Origin of the sequence: Proteus sp. G2674, from assembly GCF_009915195.1 — a bacterium.
In the GTDB taxonomy this organism is placed as follows: domain Bacteria; phylum Pseudomonadota; class Gammaproteobacteria; order Enterobacterales; family Enterobacteriaceae; genus Proteus; species Proteus mirabilis.
This window is the reverse complement of record NZ_JAABLS010000014.1, coordinates 73,012-89,903: the sequence shown is the minus strand read 5'-3', so window position 1 is coordinate 89,903 and position 16,892 is coordinate 73,012. Positions and strand designations below refer to the sequence as shown.

Sequence of the window (16,892 nt, the reverse complement as noted above, 5' to 3'; positions counted from 1 at the left end):
TTTGACTAGTAGCTTAGCAAAATAAAAAACCGAGATAGCAAAGCTAAAGACACCATCACCCGATGAGCACCCATAAATTTACCTACACCCTTGAGACAAAATCGTTCCTTTTGCGCTCGTTCTTGAGGTGCCCATAAACTGAGTAGGAAGCAAACTATGCTCTATCAAAAAACAGCGGAAAAAGAGAATTGTGGTTTTGGGTTAATAGCCCATATTGAGGGGAAAGCCAGCCATAAAATTGTCAGAAATGCGATCCATGGTCTTGCCCGTATGCAGCATCGTGGCGCGATCCTTGCTGATGGAAAAACCGGCGATGGTTGTGGGTTATTATTACAAAAACCAACGCGTTTTTTTCAGTTAATTGCCGAAGAAAATGGCTGGCATTTAGCGAACAATTACGCAGTAGGCATGCTGTTTCTAAGCCAAGATAATGCTATTGCTGCACAGTGTCGTCAAATTGTTGAAGAAGAATTGCAACGAGAAACACTCTCTATCGTTGGCTGGCGTAAAGTACCAACTAACACAGATATTTTAGGCAGTATCGCCCTCTCTTCTTTACCGTCAATAGAACAAATTTTTGTCAATGCGCCTGCCGGATGGCGTATTAATGATATTGAGCGCCGCTTATTTATCGCTCGTCGCCGAATTGAAAAACGTATTACCGATAATGATTTTTATATTTGTAGCCTCTCTAATTTAGTGACTGTCTATAAAGGGCTGTGCATGGCAATTGATTTGCCTCGCTTTTTTACTGACTTAGCGGATTTACGGATGGAATCGTCCATCTGTCTTTTTCATCAACGTTTTTCCACCAATACCACCCCAAAATGGCCGCTTGCGCAACCTTTTCGCTATCTTGCCCATAATGGTGAAATCAATACCATTACCGGAAATCGTCAATGGGCAAGAGCAAGAGCCTATAAATTTCATACGCCGCTGATCCCCGATTTACAAACTGCAGCGCCTTTTGTAAATGAGAGTGGCTCAGACTCAAGCTCACTGGATAATATGCTCGAACTCTTTCTTAATGGGGGGATGGATATTGTCCGCGCTATGCGCCTATTAGTGCCGCCCGCATGGCAAAATAATCCACAAATGGATGATGATCTACGTGCTTTTTTTGATTTTAACTCTATGCATATGGAGCCTTGGGATGGACCTGCGGGGATCGTGTTATCTGACGGTCGCTATGCAGCCTGTACACTCGATAGAAATGGCCTGCGTCCAGCTCGCTATGTTATCACGACCGATAATATTATTACCTGTGCTTCTGAAATTGGCATTTGGGATTATCAACCTGATGAAGTTCTAGAAAAAGGGCGAGTCGGCCCTGGCGAACTAATGGTAATAGATACTTATCAAGGTCGCATTTTACATTCTGCTGAAACTGACGAAGATTTAAAAAGGCGACACCCGTATAAACTTTGGTTGGAGCGTAACGTTAAACGTCTGATCCCTTTTGAGCAATTGCCTGAGCCACAAGCGACAGGAGAGCGCGCTTTTGATGATAGCTTACTGGCGACATACCAAAAACAGTTCGCTTATAGCCAAGAAGAGCTGGAAACGATTTTGCATGTACTGGCTGAAAATGGGCAGGAAGCCACCGGTTCGATGGGAGATGACACGCCTTTTGCCGTGCTTTCTCAGCGCCCGCGCTTAATTTATGACTATTTTAGACAAAAATTTGCGCAAGTGACCAATCCGCCGATTGATCCATTAAGAGAAGCGCATGTGATGTCTTTAGCAACCTGTATTGGTCGCGAAATGAATGTCTTTAGTGAAGCGGAAGGACAAGCCCATCGCCTCAGTTTTAAATCACCCATTTTGCTTTATAGTGATTTTCAACAATTACTCAATCAAGAAAGCCCTTATTATTCATCCATCACGCTAGATATCACCTATCAACCGACTGAAAATAATTTAGAAACCGCACTACACATCTTATGTGAAACGGCGCAACAAGCGGTTAATCGTGGTGCAGTATTACTGGTTTTATCCGACAGAAATATCACTCAAGCGCGATTACCTATTCCTGCGCCTATGGCGGTAGGTGCGGTACAAAAAGCCTTGGTAGATAATAATTTACGCTGTGATGCCAATATTATTGTTGAAACTGCAAGCGCCCGTGATCCCCACCACTTTGCTGTACTATTAGGTTTTGGCGCAACCGCTATTTACCCTTACCTGGCTTATGAATCCTTAGCGCAACGAGTCGATAAAAAAATATTGTCGGGTACTTATGCGCAAGTCATGCTCAATTATCGCAATGGGATCAACAAAGGTCTGTATAAGATAATGTCCAAAATGGGGATCTCCACCGTTGCCTCTTACCGTTGCTCACAGCTATTTGAAGCCGTAGGGTTGCATGATAATGTCGTTAAACGTTGCTTCGATGGGGTTGATAATCGTATTAACGGTGCAGATTTTAGCGATTTTGAACAAGACTTATTTAATCTATCCAAACGTGCTTGGCTAACTCGCTATCCTCTAGACGCTGGTGGGTTATTAAAATATACCCATCAAGGTGAATATCACGCCTATAATCCTGATGTGGTTCAAGCGTTGCAGAAAGCGGTAAATAGTGGTGACTATGCTGATTACCAACATTATTCCCAATTAGTGCAACAACGCCCTATTACCACCTTACGTGATCTATTAGCTCTCAATGACACAACCCCTATTGCAATTGAAGATGTCGAAGCAGAAAGTGAACTGTTTAAACGCTTTGATACTGCGGCGATGTCAATTGGTGCATTAAGTAAAGAAGCCCATGAAGCCCTTGCGCAAGCAATGAATACCTTAGGCGGATTTTCAAACTCTGGAGAAGGTGGTGAAGATCCGGCACGCTACAACACCAACAAAGTTTCGCGTATCAAACAGATAGCTTCAGGTCGTTTCGGTGTCACACCGTCTTATCTAATGAGTGCCGATGTATTACAAATCAAAGTGGCACAAGGGGCAAAACCCGGTGAAGGTGGCCAGTTACCCGGTGATAAAGTCACGCCTTATATTGCGCAACTGCGTTATGCCGTACCGGGAGTCACACTGATTTCCCCGCCTCCCCATCATGATATCTACTCTATTGAAGATTTAGCACAACTGATTTTCGATTTAAAACAGATTAATCCCCGTGCGCTTATTTCTGTCAAACTGGTCTCTGAGCCGGGCGTTGGTACAATCGCCACCGGAGTCGCTAAAGCTTATGCAGACTTAATTACTATTGCAGGTTATGACGGCGGTACTGGTGCCAGCCCATTAACGTCAGTTAAATATGCAGGTAGCCCTTGGGAATTAGGGCTAGTAGAAGCGCAACAAGCATTAGTTGCCAACAATCTGCGTCATAAAGTGCGCTTACAAGTTGATGGTGGATTAAAAACGGGGGTTGATATTATCAAAGCGGCCATTTTAGGGGCTGAAAGTTTTGGTTTCGGTACCGGGCCAATGGTGGCGTTAGGCTGTAAATATCTGCGAATTTGCCATTTAAATAATTGCGCTATGGGGGTTGCGACCCAAGATGAAACCCTACGCCGCCAACATTTTCATGGTTTACCTGAGCGCGTTATCAACTATTTCCGTTTTATTGCCCAAGAAACCCGTGAACTTATGGCACAACTTGGCGTAAGGAAAATAACCGATTTAATCGGCAGAACGGATTTGCTTTCTTGCTTAGAGGGAATAACCAGTAAGCAGCAAAAATTATCGCTCACAGGATTATTAGAAACTGCGACCTCTCCTACAGGTAAAGCGCTCTATTGTCAGGAGCACAATGATACTTATGATAAAGGAGAATTAAATCAACGTATTGTTGCGCAAACCATCACAGGCGTCGAACAAAAGATAAGCCAAACCCACTATTTCGCCATTCGAAACACAGACCGTTCAGTGGGAGCCACGTTATCCGGGCTCATTGCCAAAACCTATGGTGAAAGTGGTTTATCTGCTACACCAATAAAACTTCACTTTACGGGTACTGCTGGTCAAAGTTTTGGCGTTTGGAATGCGCAAGGGGTGGAATTAACCTTAGTGGGTGATGCCAATGATTATGTCGGGAAAGGCATGGCGGGTGGACGCATTGTTATTTCACCGCCAGTCGGTTCTGCCTTTAAAGCCCATCAGACCACGATTATGGGAAATACCTGTTTATATGGCGCAACAGGTGGAAAACTGTATGCATCTGGATTAGCGGGTGAACGTTTTGCAGTCAGAAACTCTGGCGCCATTGCGGTGATTGAAGGGGTTGGGGATAATGGCTGCGAATATATGACCGGCGGTATTGTCTGTATTCTTGGTAAAACAGGGATTAACTTTGGTGCAGGGATGACGGGGGGCTTTGCCTATCTGTTAGATGAAGATACCACACTATCACAACGGATCAATAACGCCTCTATTGAGCTTCTTCCTGTGGCTAATTATGCGATTTTGGCAGAGCATCTTCGCGGTATGATCGCTGAGCATGTACGGCTAACAGGCTCCCAACAAGGAGAAAGACTACTTTCTCAATGGGAATATTGGTCACAACACTTTAAATTAGTCAAACCTAAATCGAGTGATGTTCATGCCTTATTAGGTCATCCTCGCCGTTCAGTCGCTGAATTACGCGTTCAGGCACAATAGGAGAAAAATGATGGGTCAGAATGTGTATCAATTTATCGACTTAAATCGCGTTGAACCGACTAAAAAACCGTTAGCTGTGCGTAAAATTGAGTTTGTCGAGATTTATGAGGCATTTTCTGCTGAGCAAGCCTCTGCACAAGCCGATCGCTGTTTAGACTGTGGTAATCCTTATTGTGAATGGAAATGCCCGGTGCATAACTATATCCCTAATTGGCTAAAATTAGCCAATGAAGGACGAATAATAGAAGCAGCAGAGCTTTCTCATCAAACCAATAGCTTACCAGAAATCTGTGGTCGTGTTTGTCCACAAGACCGATTATGCGAAGGCGCTTGTACGTTAAATGATGAATTTGGGGCGGTCACTATTGGTAATATAGAACGCTATATCAATGATACCGCCTTTGCGCTGGGCTGGCGCCCTTCCCTGTCTCAAGTCACCATGACAGATAAAAAAGTCGCCATTATTGGTGCAGGCCCTGCGGGATTGGCTTGTGCTGATGTGCTGATCCGCCAAGGAGTAAAACCCGTAGTCTATGATAAACACCCTGAAATCGGTGGATTACTCACTTTCGGTATTCCCTCTTTTAAACTTGAAAAATCGCTGATGGTAAGACGACGCGAGTTATTTAGCGAAATGGGAATAACCTTTTGTCTTAATACAGAAATAGGCAAAGATATCTCACTAAAAACACTGACGGAGCAATATGATGCTGTTTTCCTTGGCTTGGGTACTTATCAAAGTTTGAGTGGTCATTTTGCCCATGAGAACGCAATGGGTGTTTATAATGCCTTACCTTATTTAATTGGTAATACACGCCATTTAATGGGTTATGCAGAAGATCCCCAATCACCTTATATCGACCTCAATAAAAAGCACGTGGTGGTGTTAGGGGGTGGGGATACGGCGATGGATTGTGTACGAACCGCTATTCGCCAAGGTGCCACTAAAGTAACTTGTGTTTATCGTCGCGATGAAAATAATATGCCCGGCTCTAAACGTGAAGTAAAAAATGCCAAAGAAGAAGGTGGCGAATTTTTATTTAATCGCCAACCCCTTGATATTGAAGTAGATGCTAATAATAACGTCATCGGTGTTCGTGTAATAAAAACACAAACCAACGGGGAATTAAAATATATAGAAGGCAGCGAACATATATTATCCGCAGATGCGGTTATTCTTGCATTTGGTTTTAAACCTGCACACTATCCGTGGTTAGATGAAAATAATATTCAATACGCATCATCGGGTAGAATTATTATTAATGATGATCCACTATTACCTTTGCAAACGACCAATCCTAAGGTGTTTGCTGGAGGTGATATTGTAAGAGGCTCCGATCTGGTGGTCACCGCGATAGCACAAGGAAGAGAAGCAGCGGAAGGGATCTTGCGTTATTTATCTTGTTAAAGATAGCAATATTCAATATTACTTATCTTTAATACTAAAATAGTAACAATACAATTTTATTTATAAATTACCCTGTTTTATTAAAATGGGGTAATTTATTTTTAACTATTATAAATATTAATTACCCCCTCCTAAAAACAACTATTTTAATAATTATTCTCATTATTGTTTAATAATAATTTCCTCCAACACCTTTCTACAAAAAATAGTTGTTTTATTTTGTATAAAAATAACATCTATGCTCTATAGTTAATTTAATTTATTTTCCTAATTTTTACTTTATCTGTTTTTATTTAACTTTTACGCTAATTTTTGTCCATCATTATTTGACTGCAATTGTTAATAACATCACAGTCTAAAAAAATAGATTTTATTTCAGTGCGCAAACTTGATAACAATCAAATATTGTCAGCCTAGCAACTTCATAATGGAATTACCTGATAACTTTACCGAAAAATATAACTTATTGATATTGGGTTATTTTATTCATTAAGCACATTGTCATAATTAACTAGGGGATCACCATGGTGATGCAACTTATAGCCGTAGCCGTTATTATCGTAACGGTCTATTTGCTAATAAAAAAATATGAAACCCGTATGGTATTGATCGGTGCCGGCTTATTGTTATGTATTTTAAGTCTGACACCGCTCGATGCTTTCACTGCATTTAGTGATCGCATGGTTTCATCATCATTAATTCAAGCTATCTGTTCAAGTATGGGTTTTGCCTACGTGATGAAATACACCAAGTGCGATATGCACTTAGTCCATGTTTTATCAAAAGTCCTGACTCGTCTTGGTTTCTTTCTTATTCCAGCAACAGTGATCGTCACTTATTTTATTAATATTGCGATCCCATCAGCAGCCGGATGTGCAGCGGCCGTTGGTGCAACACTTATTCCGTTATTAATCGCGGCACGTATTCACCCCGCAATCGCAGGTGGTGCGGTGTTATGTGGTACTATCGGTTCCATGTTAAGCCCTGGTATGTCACATAACGCTTTTGTGGCGAATATGGCCAATATGGAAGTCGTCGATTTAATCGCTCGCCATAGCCCATATAGTTTAATGGCAGGAGCAATAGCAGCTGTTTCACTCGCTGTTGTCGCTTTAGTGAAAAAAGAGTTTAAAGTCTCTTCTGTAGCCACAGATGTCGCCAACTCATCTTCTCAAGCAACACCAGAAGCAGTACGCCCTAATTATTTATATGCAACTGCGCCTTTTATCCCATTAATTCTATTAATACTGCCTTTCTTCGAAACATTTAGTACTTTTAAACTATCTGTGCCAGCAGCAATGTTAATTGGTGCCATTTATGCACTGATCATCACATTAACCAATCCGGCTCAAATTACTAAAGAGTTCTTTAAAGGGATGGGTAATGCTTATGGGGATGTGCTGGGGATCATTATCGCAGCAGCCGTATTTGCAGCCGGTCTAAAAGCATCAGGTCTGATTGATGCCTTTATCAACTTCTTAACTCACTCACCTGAATTTGCTCGTTGGGGTGGTACATTAGGGCCATTCTTAATGGGGATTATTACTGGCTCTGGTGATGCTGCAGCATTTGCTTTCAACGAAACCGTCACACCACACGCTGCACAATTTGGTTATGAAATTCCTGACATGGGTATGGCAGCAGCATTATCAGGCGCATTAGGTCGTACAATGTCACCATTAGCGGGGGCAGCCATTGTTTGTGCTGGTCTTGCCAATATCAACCCTATGGAAATCGCAAAACGTACTGCACCGGGTATGATTATCGGCGTCATCGCTGTTGCGTTATTCATGTTATAAGTGGAGAAATGATTATGTCAGTTTCACTAGAACAATTAATTAAATGGCGTCGCGAATTTCACCAATACCCTGAAATTGGCTGGTCTGAATTTTTAACCACTGCCAAAATCGTCAAAGTGCTACGTGGCTTAGGATTAGAAGTTAAAGTCGGCCCTGAAGTTATTAACCAAGACTTTGCTTTTGGACGCCGTCGTCAGGTGGTTGAAAAAGGATTGGCGGTAGCAAGAAAACACCATGTTGACGAAGCACTGCTTGATGAAATGCAAGAGCTTACGGGTTGTGTCGCTATTTTCGATAGTGGCAAACCAGGGCCTACTGTTGCACTGCGTTTTGATATTGACTGTGTTGGGGTAACAGAAACAACAGAGGCTCAACATCGTCCACAGGTAGAAAATTTCGCCTCTTGTCATCCTGGCGAAATGCATGCTTGTGGTCATGATGGTCATATTACTATTGGTTTAGGGGTTGCTCACTGGTTAGTCGACAATAAAGATAAAGTGAGCGGTAAAGTAAAAATTTTATTCCAACCCGCTGAAGAAGGCGTTCGTGGTGCAAGAGCAATGGCGGAAAGTGGCATTGCTGATGATGCAAATTACTTCTTAGGCTCACACTTAGGCTTTATCGCCAATAGTGGTGAAATCGTTCTTAACCCAACACATTTTTTATGTACCACTAAATATGATTTCCGTTTTAAAGGTACTCCTTCTCATGCGGGGGCAGAGCCAGAGCTAGGTCGTAACGCATTAGCAGGCGCTTGCCATGCCGCAACACAAATGCTGGGGATCTCTCGCCATGGTAAGGGGATGTCTCGTATTAATATTGGGGTATTAAAAGCTGGTGAAGGTCGTAACGTCACTCCTGCCAATGCCGAAATGCAAATCGAAGTGCGTGGTGAGAATGAAGAGATCAATAGCTTTATGACTGCCAATGCTGTACGTATGGCAGAAGGTGCCGCACATAGCTTCCAATTAGAAATGGAAAGCGAAGTGATGGGGGAAGCGGTTGATTTAACCAATGATCAAGAACTGATTGATGTAATGGCCAAAGTGGTGGGTAAACACCCAGAACTCACTGCGATCCCAACCCGTCCATTCGGCGGAAGTGAAGATGCAACGGTGTTAGCAAAACGAGTACAACGCTGTGGTGGTAAATCTCTTTACTTTATTGTTGGTGCCGATAGAACTGCCGGACATCACCAAGCAGGCTTTGATTTTGATGAACAACAACTGATGACTGCGGTAAATCTTTACACGGGTTGTTTAGAAGAATTACTGAAATAATCTCTTTTATTTAATTGACTCATTAAAACGCTCTATATCACTATAGGGCGTTTTTTTATGCTGTTTTATCGTACAAAAAAATTTAAATTAACCTATTGACCCTTACGTTACGTGAGGTTTTAACCTGCATGACATACAGGAGGTGAAGATATGCTATTTCAAGTAGGAGAGATCGCTAAAAAGACGGGATTAACGGTCCGTACTCTCCATCATTATGAAGAGATAGGTTTATTGCAACCGACTGCAAGAACCGATGCAGGTTATCGACTCTATGATATGAAAAGCATAGAGCGATTAACGCAAATTCAAATGCTACGTCAAATTGGCGTCAAACTGAAAGACATCGGTCATATTCTTAATGGTCATAGTGCAGAGATAGCTTGTTTAATTGAAGAGCGCATTAGCCAATTAACCACGCAAATGCAACAAATTGCCAAATTGCGTTATCAGCTAGAGCATGTTCAACAACAAATACAAACAGGCACTCCATTTACGCAACATGACTGGTTTTCTTTATTGGAGATGATGTCTATGTACGATAAATATTTTACTTATTCTGAGTTAGCGCAGTTACCCCTCTATACTGCGCACACATTAAAAAGCCAAGCATGGCAACAGCGTATTTCAACTGTCAATAATTTGATTAAACAAGGTAAATCAGCCGATTCAAATGAAGCGATGCAAGTTTCAAGAGAGTGGATGATAGCTTTAGAGCAAGATACTGGGGGAAATCCCGACTTTTTTGTCCGTTTAAATAAAATGCATATTTCTGATGATAAGTTTGCGACGGCTACCGGTATTACTAAACAGATGATAGATTTTGTTGCTAAAGGCTTTAGCGAATATCAATTATCTGTTTTTAAACCTCATCTGACTCCAGAACAATTTGCCGTAGTACATCAGCACTATTTTGATGCTGGCAGTGTCTGGCCTGAGCTTATTTCTGGATTATATAATGCACTCACTTGCGGAGAAAAAGCAGATTCAGAGCAGGTGCAAAACCTCGCTAAGATGTGGCTAAATATGTTCAATCAGTTTACACAGGGTGATAGCGATATTCAGGCCAAGATCCGTACCATTTATCAAACTGATCATGAAATCGCTAAAGGTACATGGATGACACCTGAGATTGGTCAATATTTATTTACGGCTATTAATTTGCTAGTGCAAAAATAGCGTTAATTGAAAAATCAAATAGATATAAAAAAGCCCAGTATTTAACTGGGCTTTATGCGATGAAAATAAAAACGTTATTTATTTCACTACACGCAATGATGGGCGACCTGTTGGACGAGGAGGCTCAGGATCATCATCTGGAGAAGATGGGTTTTCAGCCTGTGTCTCATCTTTCACTAAAGACAGTCCTTCAGTGGCCGAAGCTGAACTGCCGTCTTGCTGCTCATCATCCATCAATGATGGTGTATAACCTTCCTCATAGGCTGGCTCTGGCTCAAACATCATACCCGCACCATTTTCTCGCGCATATATTGCTATTACAGCCGCCATAGGTACGCGCACTTTACGAGGTACACCACCAAAGCTTGCACTAAATAGTACCTGATGCGGCATCAATTCAAGATGACTTACCGCAAAAGGAGAAATATTTAGTACGATTTGACCATCGTGCGCATATTCCATAGGGACTTGAACACCCACGACATTAACATCTACCACTAAGTGGGGGGTTAACTCGTTTTCAAGGATCCAATCATAATGCGCACGCAATAAATGCGGACGGCGCGGAGACATATCCTTAATCTCCATGCTCTATTATCCTCTTGAAGGTAAACGCATTTCGCGCTCTGCTTCGGTTAATGACGCAAGGAAAGAATCCCGCTCAAAAACACGTTGCATATAAATTTGTACATCTTTCGCACCTGCACCGCTTAAATCCACGCCTAATACAGGTAAACGCCATAAGAGAGGAGCTAGGTAGCAATCCACTAAGCTAAACTCTTCACTCATAAAATAAGGGTATTCTTTAAATACCGGAGATACCGCCAATAGCTCTTCGGCGAGTTGTTTACGTGCTGCATTAGCTTGTTGATCGTTACCCTTTTCAATAACATTCATTAAAGAGTACCAATCTTGTTCAATGCGATGCATCATTAAACGGCTACTACCACGAGCAACAGGATACACTGGCATCAAAGGAGGATGAGGGAAGCGTTCATCAAGATATTCCATAATAATACGTGAATCATATAAAGTCAGTTCACGATCGACCAAAGTCGGCACACTCTGGTACGGGTTAAGATCGATAAGATCTTGTGGAAGATTACCAGCTTCAACCTGTTCAATTTCAACACTGACACCTTTCTCCGCAAGGACAATTCTGACCTGATGGCTGAAAATATCAGTCGGACCGGAAAACAAAGTCATTACCGAACGTTTGTTGGCAGCGACAGCCATGAAAACCTCCAAGTTAATCAATTAAAGGAACAAACATGCTTATGCATCTTCCATTCCCCCATTCCTACAAGACAAACAGACTCATGCCGTTAACTTAAAAAGTTATAAATAACTTAACTTCATTGAGTACGACATTGAGTAGCACCTGCATAATAGTCTTATCCTAAGATAATTGTATTTTACAGGTTCAAAAAACCGTTTGTCTTTGCGGCACATATCATAATCAAGCAATACCAAAACAATCACAATATCAATTTGTCATAATAGTTTTGGTATGACTGTCAAATTCTTTATGGACATTAACCTCAGTAAAATGGCCATAGGCAGCATGCAGCATTAAGAAATCGTCGAAAGAAAGACACTAAAGCAGGCTATTCTATCAGATTTCATGTCACTTAGGGTGAACAATGCGAATAATTCAATTCAATCTGCTAATATACACAAAAACTAAGTTTATAATATCATAAAAAAGAGATACTAAGGATTAAACTCTAAAAAAACGTATTTTTGATCTGCTTTTAATCCATGCTTTTTTTGGCCACAACCCCACATTTTCAAAACAATTTTAAAAATAAAAAAACCCGCCTGTAAAGACGGGTTTTTCAACATCAAATTGATATCTAAAAGATAACAAATTAACGTTTTGAGAACTGTGGACGACGACGTGCTTTGCGCAGACCCACTTTTTTACGTTCAACAGAACGCGCATCACGGGTAACGAAACCAGCTTTACGCAGATCAGAACGTAGAGTCTCATCGTACTCCATCAGTGCACGAGTGATACCGTGACGAATCGCACCTGCTTGACCAGAGATACCACCACCTTTAACAGTGATATATAAATCCAGTTTACCAAGCATATCAACTAATTCCAGCGGTTGACGAACAACCATACGTGCTGTTTCGCGGCCGAAGTAAACTTCAAGGCTACGTTTGTTGATTACGATATTACCGCTACCTGGCTTAATGAAGACACGTGCGGAAGAACTTTTGCGGCGACCTGTGCCGTAGTATTGATTATCAGCCATTGCCTATTATCCCGATTAAATGTCCAGAACTTGCGGTTGTTGTGCCGCGTGGTTGTGCTCAGCGCCTGCGTAAACTTTCAGTTTACGGTACATAGCACGACCCAGAGGCCCTTTTGGCAGCATGCCTTTTACCGCGATTTCGATTACACGCTCAGGACTACGGGCGATCATCTCTTCGAAAGTCGCTTGCTTGATACCACCTACGTGACCAGTATGACGGTAGTAAACTTTGTCAGTACGTTTATGACCAGTTACCGCTACTTTCTCAGCGTTTAAAACGATGATGTAGTCACCAGTATCAACGTGCGGAGTGTATTCCGCTTTATGTTTACCGCGTAAACGGCGTGCGATTTCAGTTGCTAAACGACCTAAAGTTTTGCCGTCTGCATCAACAACATACCAGTCGCGTTTTACGGTTTCTGGTTTAGCTGTAAAAGTTTTCATTATTGAAAATTACCCAATGTTTAGTTACACGTTGGTGAACACTCGGTTCAAATGCTATTGAGGTTCACACGACTCTTGTGTCCAGCAAACCTACCCCTTCGAGTAGCACTGCTGACTCTAAAATGCGAGTTTTTTGGGAAATAAAAAACTTGCTGCAACGTGGGGTCGCAAGATTATAGAGAAGTCAGAAAAAAAAATCGAGTCATAATTGAAAAACAATTGGATTCTTTTTCAATATTTCAGCAAAAAATACCTTATGGCGCTATTTTTGTTAGCCTACTCGCCATCTCTGTCATCAACTATTACCACCTGAAGAGAAGCATTCTCCCTTGCCAAAGCGATTGTAATCACTTAATAAGTACCGTTTTGCCATTTTTATAACAATCAATAGCATCAAGCGTTACAATGAGCGCCATCCTACCATAATCAAAACAGAGTTTCTTTAACAATTAAGCGAGATGAGGCTGTGAAAGATACTCTTCACTTTGCATTTCTTGCAAACGCGATAAACAACGTTGGTATTCAAAACGTAAAAATTGCCCTTGATAAATCTCGCTCATCTCAACATCAGCATTAATAATTAGTTTCACCTTACGCTCATAGAACTCATCAACCAATGCTAAGAAACGACGGGCAACATCTTCATTTCTACTCCCCATCTGCACCATTTCATAAAGCAACACAGTGTGATAGTGCTTTGATAATTCAATATAATCAAGTTGACTCCGCGCTTGTACACATAACGTATCAAAGTTAACCGCCAGGACACCATTAGCCACTTTTCTCATTACCATTGGACGATGATTAATGGTTAATGTGGGCGCGAATACAACTTCACTACTGCTAGCAAGCTGAGTAAAAATTTTATCCATCTGCTGGCGGTTATACTCTGTTAATGGAGATAAAAATAGATGGGCTTGAGTTAATGTTCTTAAGCGATAATCAATCCCCGCATCAACATTCAAAATTTCACAATGGCTTTTTATTTGTTCTATAGCAGGTAAAAAACGTGCGCGTTGTAGTCCATTGCGATAGAGATCATCAGGGGGAATATTAGATGTCGCCACTAAAGTAATACCTCTGGCAAATAACGCTTCAAGTAATGTTCCTAAAATCATCGCATCAGTAATATCTGAAACAAAGAACTCATCAAAACAGAGCACATCGGTTTGCGCTTTAAAGCCGTCAGCAATGATATCCAGTGGATTTTCTTGCCCTTGTAAGCCTTTTAATTCATCTTGCACCCGTAACATAAAGCGGTGAAAGTGCAGACGCAGTTTTCGTTCTGTGGGTAAGCTTTGATAGAACATATCCATCAACCAGGTTTTACCTCGCCCAACCCCTCCCCACATATAAACACCACGCTCAGGGACAATTGTGCTTTTTTTCGCACGAAACTTTCCTAACAACCGCTGAGTAATAGAACTTTTTTCTGGTGATGTCCGGTTTAATAATGCATGGTATAACTGTTGCAGATGGAGAACGGTTTGTCGCTGAACCTCATCAGGTTGATAATCCCCCTGCTGTAACGCGGTTTCATAAAGTGATAATGGCGTGCTAACGGTCATGGATGCTCTCTTATCCTTAAAATTTTGACATAAGTAAATACCTTGCGAATGCCTCTATTATAAGCAGTAAGAATTGTTTTAACATCGATGTAACACAGGAATTTTCATATTAAGCTTAAGGATATTATTCCACCCATGCCTTTTAGCGGTTATGATGTTATAAGAATCCATCGTCCTCACTATTAGATGAAAAGGAGTTGCCATGGTTTGGGTTTATGCACTGATTGGATTAGTTGTTGGTCTTATTATCGGCGCACTGGCAATGCGTTATGGTAATAAAACCATGCGCCAACAAGATGCTATAAAAGCAGAATTAGATACTAAAAAAGAAGAACTTGATACATATCGCAACGAGCTTGTCAGCCACTTTGCTCGAAGTGCTGAACTACTGGACAATATGGCGAAAGACTACCGCCAACTTTATCAACACATGGCAAAAAGCTCCAATGAGTTAATGCCAGACATGCCTGTTCAAGATAACCCATTTAATTATCGGTTAAGTGAATCAGAGGCAGCCAATGATCAATCCCCGATCAAAATGCCGCCACGGGATTATTCCGAAGGGGCATCTGGATTATTTAGACCTACCGATAAAAAAGATGATTAACACACAAACGCCACAACTATTGTGGCGTTTATTTTATATTATTTTGTAAAAAGTTAATGATTCAATGGGAAGGTTTAAAGATAGCTATTGTCTTGTAAATCCATGTAAAAGAAAGCCCTGCTGATAGCTTACCAATGAACTTTCCTTTATTTCTATATGTCTTAGTAACATCGAGCTCATATTGAGCAATAAATATTTTTGATAACAATATCAAGATCAAGAGACTCATATTCATGTTGACTAAAAAAAGAAAATTACTACTTAGCGCATTAGCGATGAGTGTTGGTTTATCACTCTCTACTCTCCCGGCAACCAGTATGGCTGCCCTGCCTTCGGTAATGCCATCTGGAGAACAACTACCTAGCTTGGCTCCAATGCTAGAAAAAGTCTTGCCCGCTGTGGTCAGTGTGCATGTTTCTGGAACTCGAGTACAAAGCCAGCAGGTTCCAGAAGAGTTTAAATTTTTCTTTGGTCCAAATTTTCCTTCACAACAACAAAGCATCCGCCCTTTTGAAGGCTTAGGTTCAGGGGTTATTATTGATGCTGAAAAAGGTTATGTATTAACCAATAATCACGTTGTTGATGGAGCCGATAAAATTCAACTCCAAATTAATGATGGCCGTGAATTTGACGCCAAATTAATTGGTAGCGATCCACAAACAGATATCGCCCTACTACAAATTGAGAAACCCAATAACTTAACCGCCATTAAAATGACTGACTCAGATAAATTACGTGTTGGTGACTTTGCGGTTGCTGTGGGTAATCCATTTGGTTTAGGTCAAACCGCGACTTCCGGTATTATTTCAGCCTTAGGTCGTAGTGGTTTAAATCTGGAAGGGTTAGAAAACTTTATTCAAACTGATGCATCAATTAACCGTGGTAACTCTGGTGGTGCTTTAGTTAATCTCAATGGTGAACTTATCGGTATTAATACCGCAATTTTAGCACCAGGTGGTGGCAATATTGGTATTGGTTTCGCGATCCCAAGTAATATGGCGCGTGATCTCAGCCAACAACTGATTACACATGGTGAAGTGAAACGCGGTATTTTAGGTATTCGCGGCACTGAAATGAATGCTGATTTAGCAAAATCCTTTAAAATTGATGCCCAACGCGGTGCTTTTGTCAGTGAAGTATTGGCGGACTCTTCCGCAGCTAAAGCCGGTATAAAACCAGGTGATGTCCTTATTTCTATTGATGGTAAACGCATTAATAGCTTTGCTGAATTAAGAGCAAAAGTTGGTACAACACCACCAGGTAAAGAGATCCTTATTGGTTTGATCCGCCAAGGAAAACCAATGGATGTCAAAGTTACACTAGAGAAACAATCAGCAGATGCAACGCGAGCGGATAACTTCTCTCCCGCACTTCAAGGGGCAACGCTCAGTAACTATGTTAACAAACAAGTTAAAGCGGTTGCTGTAGATTCTGTGGAGAAAGGCTCAGCGGCAGCAGCATCGGGCTTACAAAAAGGCGACCTTATTATTGGTATCAACAATATGCCAATTGGCTCCTTAGGTGACTTACGTAAAACCATTGATGCTAAACCACCGGTTCTTGCATTAAACATTAAACGTGGCAACGAAGAAATTTATCTTCTGTTACGTAACAGCTCGCGTTAAACCCCACTTACTAGTATCTAATTTATTTGTTCCTTTCTGCCCTATTACTTCGGTAATAGGGTTTTTTTCTTGATTTCATATCACTAAAAAACGATTTTCTACGCTGA

At 41.3% G+C, this 16,892-nt stretch carries 12 protein-coding genes; 7 read left to right on the top strand and 5 right to left on the bottom strand.

The window, feature by feature from the left end:
• The first annotated feature begins 156 nt into the window (after nucleotides 1–156).
• The 5 genes from gltB to GWI58_RS06620 all read left to right on the top strand — a co-directional run bounded on the left by gltB (nucleotide 157) and on the right by GWI58_RS06620 (nucleotide 10,277).
• Entirely contained in the window at nucleotides 157–4,614 is a 4,458-nt protein-coding gene (gene gltB / locus GWI58_RS06640) for a glutamate synthase large subunit (protein ID WP_110229735.1), read from the top strand.
• Between the two features lie 10 nt (nucleotides 4,615–4,624).
• Complete coding sequence (locus GWI58_RS06635) at nucleotides 4,625–6,022, top strand: FAD-dependent oxidoreductase (protein WP_026090455.1); 1,398 nt, start codon at nucleotides 4,625–4,627, stop codon at nucleotides 6,020–6,022.
• A gap of 524 nt (nucleotides 6,023–6,546) precedes the next feature.
• Nucleotides 6,547–7,821 (top strand): C4-dicarboxylate transporter DcuC, encoded by a 1,275-nt coding sequence (gene dcuC / locus GWI58_RS06630; protein ID WP_004245277.1) that lies wholly within the window; start codon nucleotides 6,547–6,549, stop codon nucleotides 7,819–7,821.
• A gap of 14 nt (nucleotides 7,822–7,835) precedes the next feature.
• Nucleotides 7,836–9,101, top strand: coding sequence for an amidohydrolase (locus GWI58_RS06625; RefSeq protein ID WP_161769020.1), 1,266 nt, complete (start codon nucleotides 7,836–7,838; stop codon nucleotides 9,099–9,101).
• Nucleotides 9,102–9,251: 150 nt separating this feature from the next.
• Entirely contained in the window at nucleotides 9,252–10,277 is a 1,026-nt protein-coding gene (locus tag GWI58_RS06620) for a MerR family transcriptional regulator (protein WP_049203193.1), read from the top strand.
• A gap of 78 nt (nucleotides 10,278–10,355) precedes the next feature.
• Here GWI58_RS06620 and sspB read toward each other — a convergent pair whose 3' ends face one another.
• The 5 genes from sspB to zapE all read right to left on the bottom strand — a co-directional run bounded on the left by sspB (nucleotide 10,356) and on the right by zapE (nucleotide 14,553).
• Entirely contained in the window at nucleotides 10,356–10,865 is a 510-nt protein-coding gene (gene sspB / locus GWI58_RS06615) for a ClpXP protease specificity-enhancing factor (RefSeq protein WP_012368841.1), read from the bottom strand.
• Between the two features lie 6 nt (nucleotides 10,866–10,871).
• On the bottom strand, nucleotides 10,872–11,513 hold the full coding sequence (gene sspA, locus GWI58_RS06610) for a stringent starvation protein SspA (RefSeq protein WP_004245282.1): 642 nt from the start codon (nucleotides 11,511–11,513) through the stop codon (nucleotides 10,872–10,874).
• Between the two features lie 635 nt (nucleotides 11,514–12,148).
• The gene (gene rpsI / locus GWI58_RS06605; protein WP_004245284.1) at nucleotides 12,149–12,541 is read right to left on the bottom strand and encodes a 30S ribosomal protein S9; all 393 of its coding nucleotides are present in this window, start codon (nucleotides 12,539–12,541) and stop codon (nucleotides 12,149–12,151) included.
• A gap of 15 nt (nucleotides 12,542–12,556) precedes the next feature.
• The gene (gene rplM / locus GWI58_RS06600; protein ID WP_004245285.1) at nucleotides 12,557–12,985 is read right to left on the bottom strand and encodes a 50S ribosomal protein L13; all 429 of its coding nucleotides are present in this window, start codon (nucleotides 12,983–12,985) and stop codon (nucleotides 12,557–12,559) included.
• Nucleotides 12,986–13,434: 449 nt separating this feature from the next.
• Nucleotides 13,435–14,553 (bottom strand): cell division protein ZapE, encoded by a 1,119-nt coding sequence (gene zapE / locus GWI58_RS06595; RefSeq protein ID WP_049219493.1) that lies wholly within the window; start codon nucleotides 14,551–14,553, stop codon nucleotides 13,435–13,437.
• 202 nt (nucleotides 14,554–14,755) lie between these two features.
• Here zapE and zapG point away from each other — a divergent pair, with 202 nt between their 5' ends.
• A complete protein-coding gene (gene zapG / locus GWI58_RS06590) occupies nucleotides 14,756–15,160 on the top strand; it encodes a Z-ring associated protein ZapG (protein WP_004245287.1) in 405 nt (134 codons plus the stop codon).
• A gap of 233 nt (nucleotides 15,161–15,393) precedes the next feature.
• Complete coding sequence (gene degQ, locus GWI58_RS06585; protein ID WP_004248924.1) at nucleotides 15,394–16,785, top strand: serine endoprotease DegQ; 1,392 nt, start codon at nucleotides 15,394–15,396, stop codon at nucleotides 16,783–16,785.
• The last annotated feature ends 107 nt before the right edge of the window (nucleotides 16,786–16,892 follow it).

Excerpts from the sequence above, each read along its gene's own strand:
- gltB (WP_110229735.1), top strand. The coding sequence starts at position 157 with ATGCTCTATCAAAAAACAGCGGAAAAAGAGAATTGTGGTTTTGGGTTA.
- GWI58_RS06635 (WP_026090455.1), top strand. The coding sequence starts at position 4,625 with ATGGGTCAGAATGTGTATCAATTTATCGACTTAAATCGCGTTGAACCG.
- dcuC (WP_004245277.1), top strand. The coding sequence starts at position 6,547 with ATGGTGATGCAACTTATAGCCGTAGCCGTTATTATCGTAACGGTCTAT.
- GWI58_RS06625 (WP_161769020.1), top strand. The coding sequence starts at position 7,836 with ATGTCAGTTTCACTAGAACAATTAATTAAATGGCGTCGCGAATTTCAC.
- GWI58_RS06620 (WP_049203193.1), top strand. The coding sequence starts at position 9,252 with ATGCTATTTCAAGTAGGAGAGATCGCTAAAAAGACGGGATTAACGGTC.
- sspB (WP_012368841.1), bottom strand. The coding sequence starts at position 10,865 with ATGGAGATTAAGGATATGTCTCCGCGCCGTCCGCATTTATTGCGTGCG.
- sspA (WP_004245282.1), bottom strand. The coding sequence starts at position 11,513 with ATGGCTGTCGCTGCCAACAAACGTTCGGTAATGACTTTGTTTTCCGGT.
- rpsI (WP_004245284.1), bottom strand. The coding sequence starts at position 12,541 with ATGGCTGATAATCAATACTACGGCACAGGTCGCCGCAAAAGTTCTTCC.
- rplM (WP_004245285.1), bottom strand. The coding sequence starts at position 12,985 with ATGAAAACTTTTACAGCTAAACCAGAAACCGTAAAACGCGACTGGTAT.
- zapE (WP_049219493.1), bottom strand. The coding sequence starts at position 14,553 with ATGACCGTTAGCACGCCATTATCACTTTATGAAACCGCGTTACAGCAG.
- zapG (WP_004245287.1), top strand. The coding sequence starts at position 14,756 with ATGGTTTGGGTTTATGCACTGATTGGATTAGTTGTTGGTCTTATTATC.
- degQ (WP_004248924.1), top strand. The coding sequence starts at position 15,394 with ATGTTGACTAAAAAAAGAAAATTACTACTTAGCGCATTAGCGATGAGT.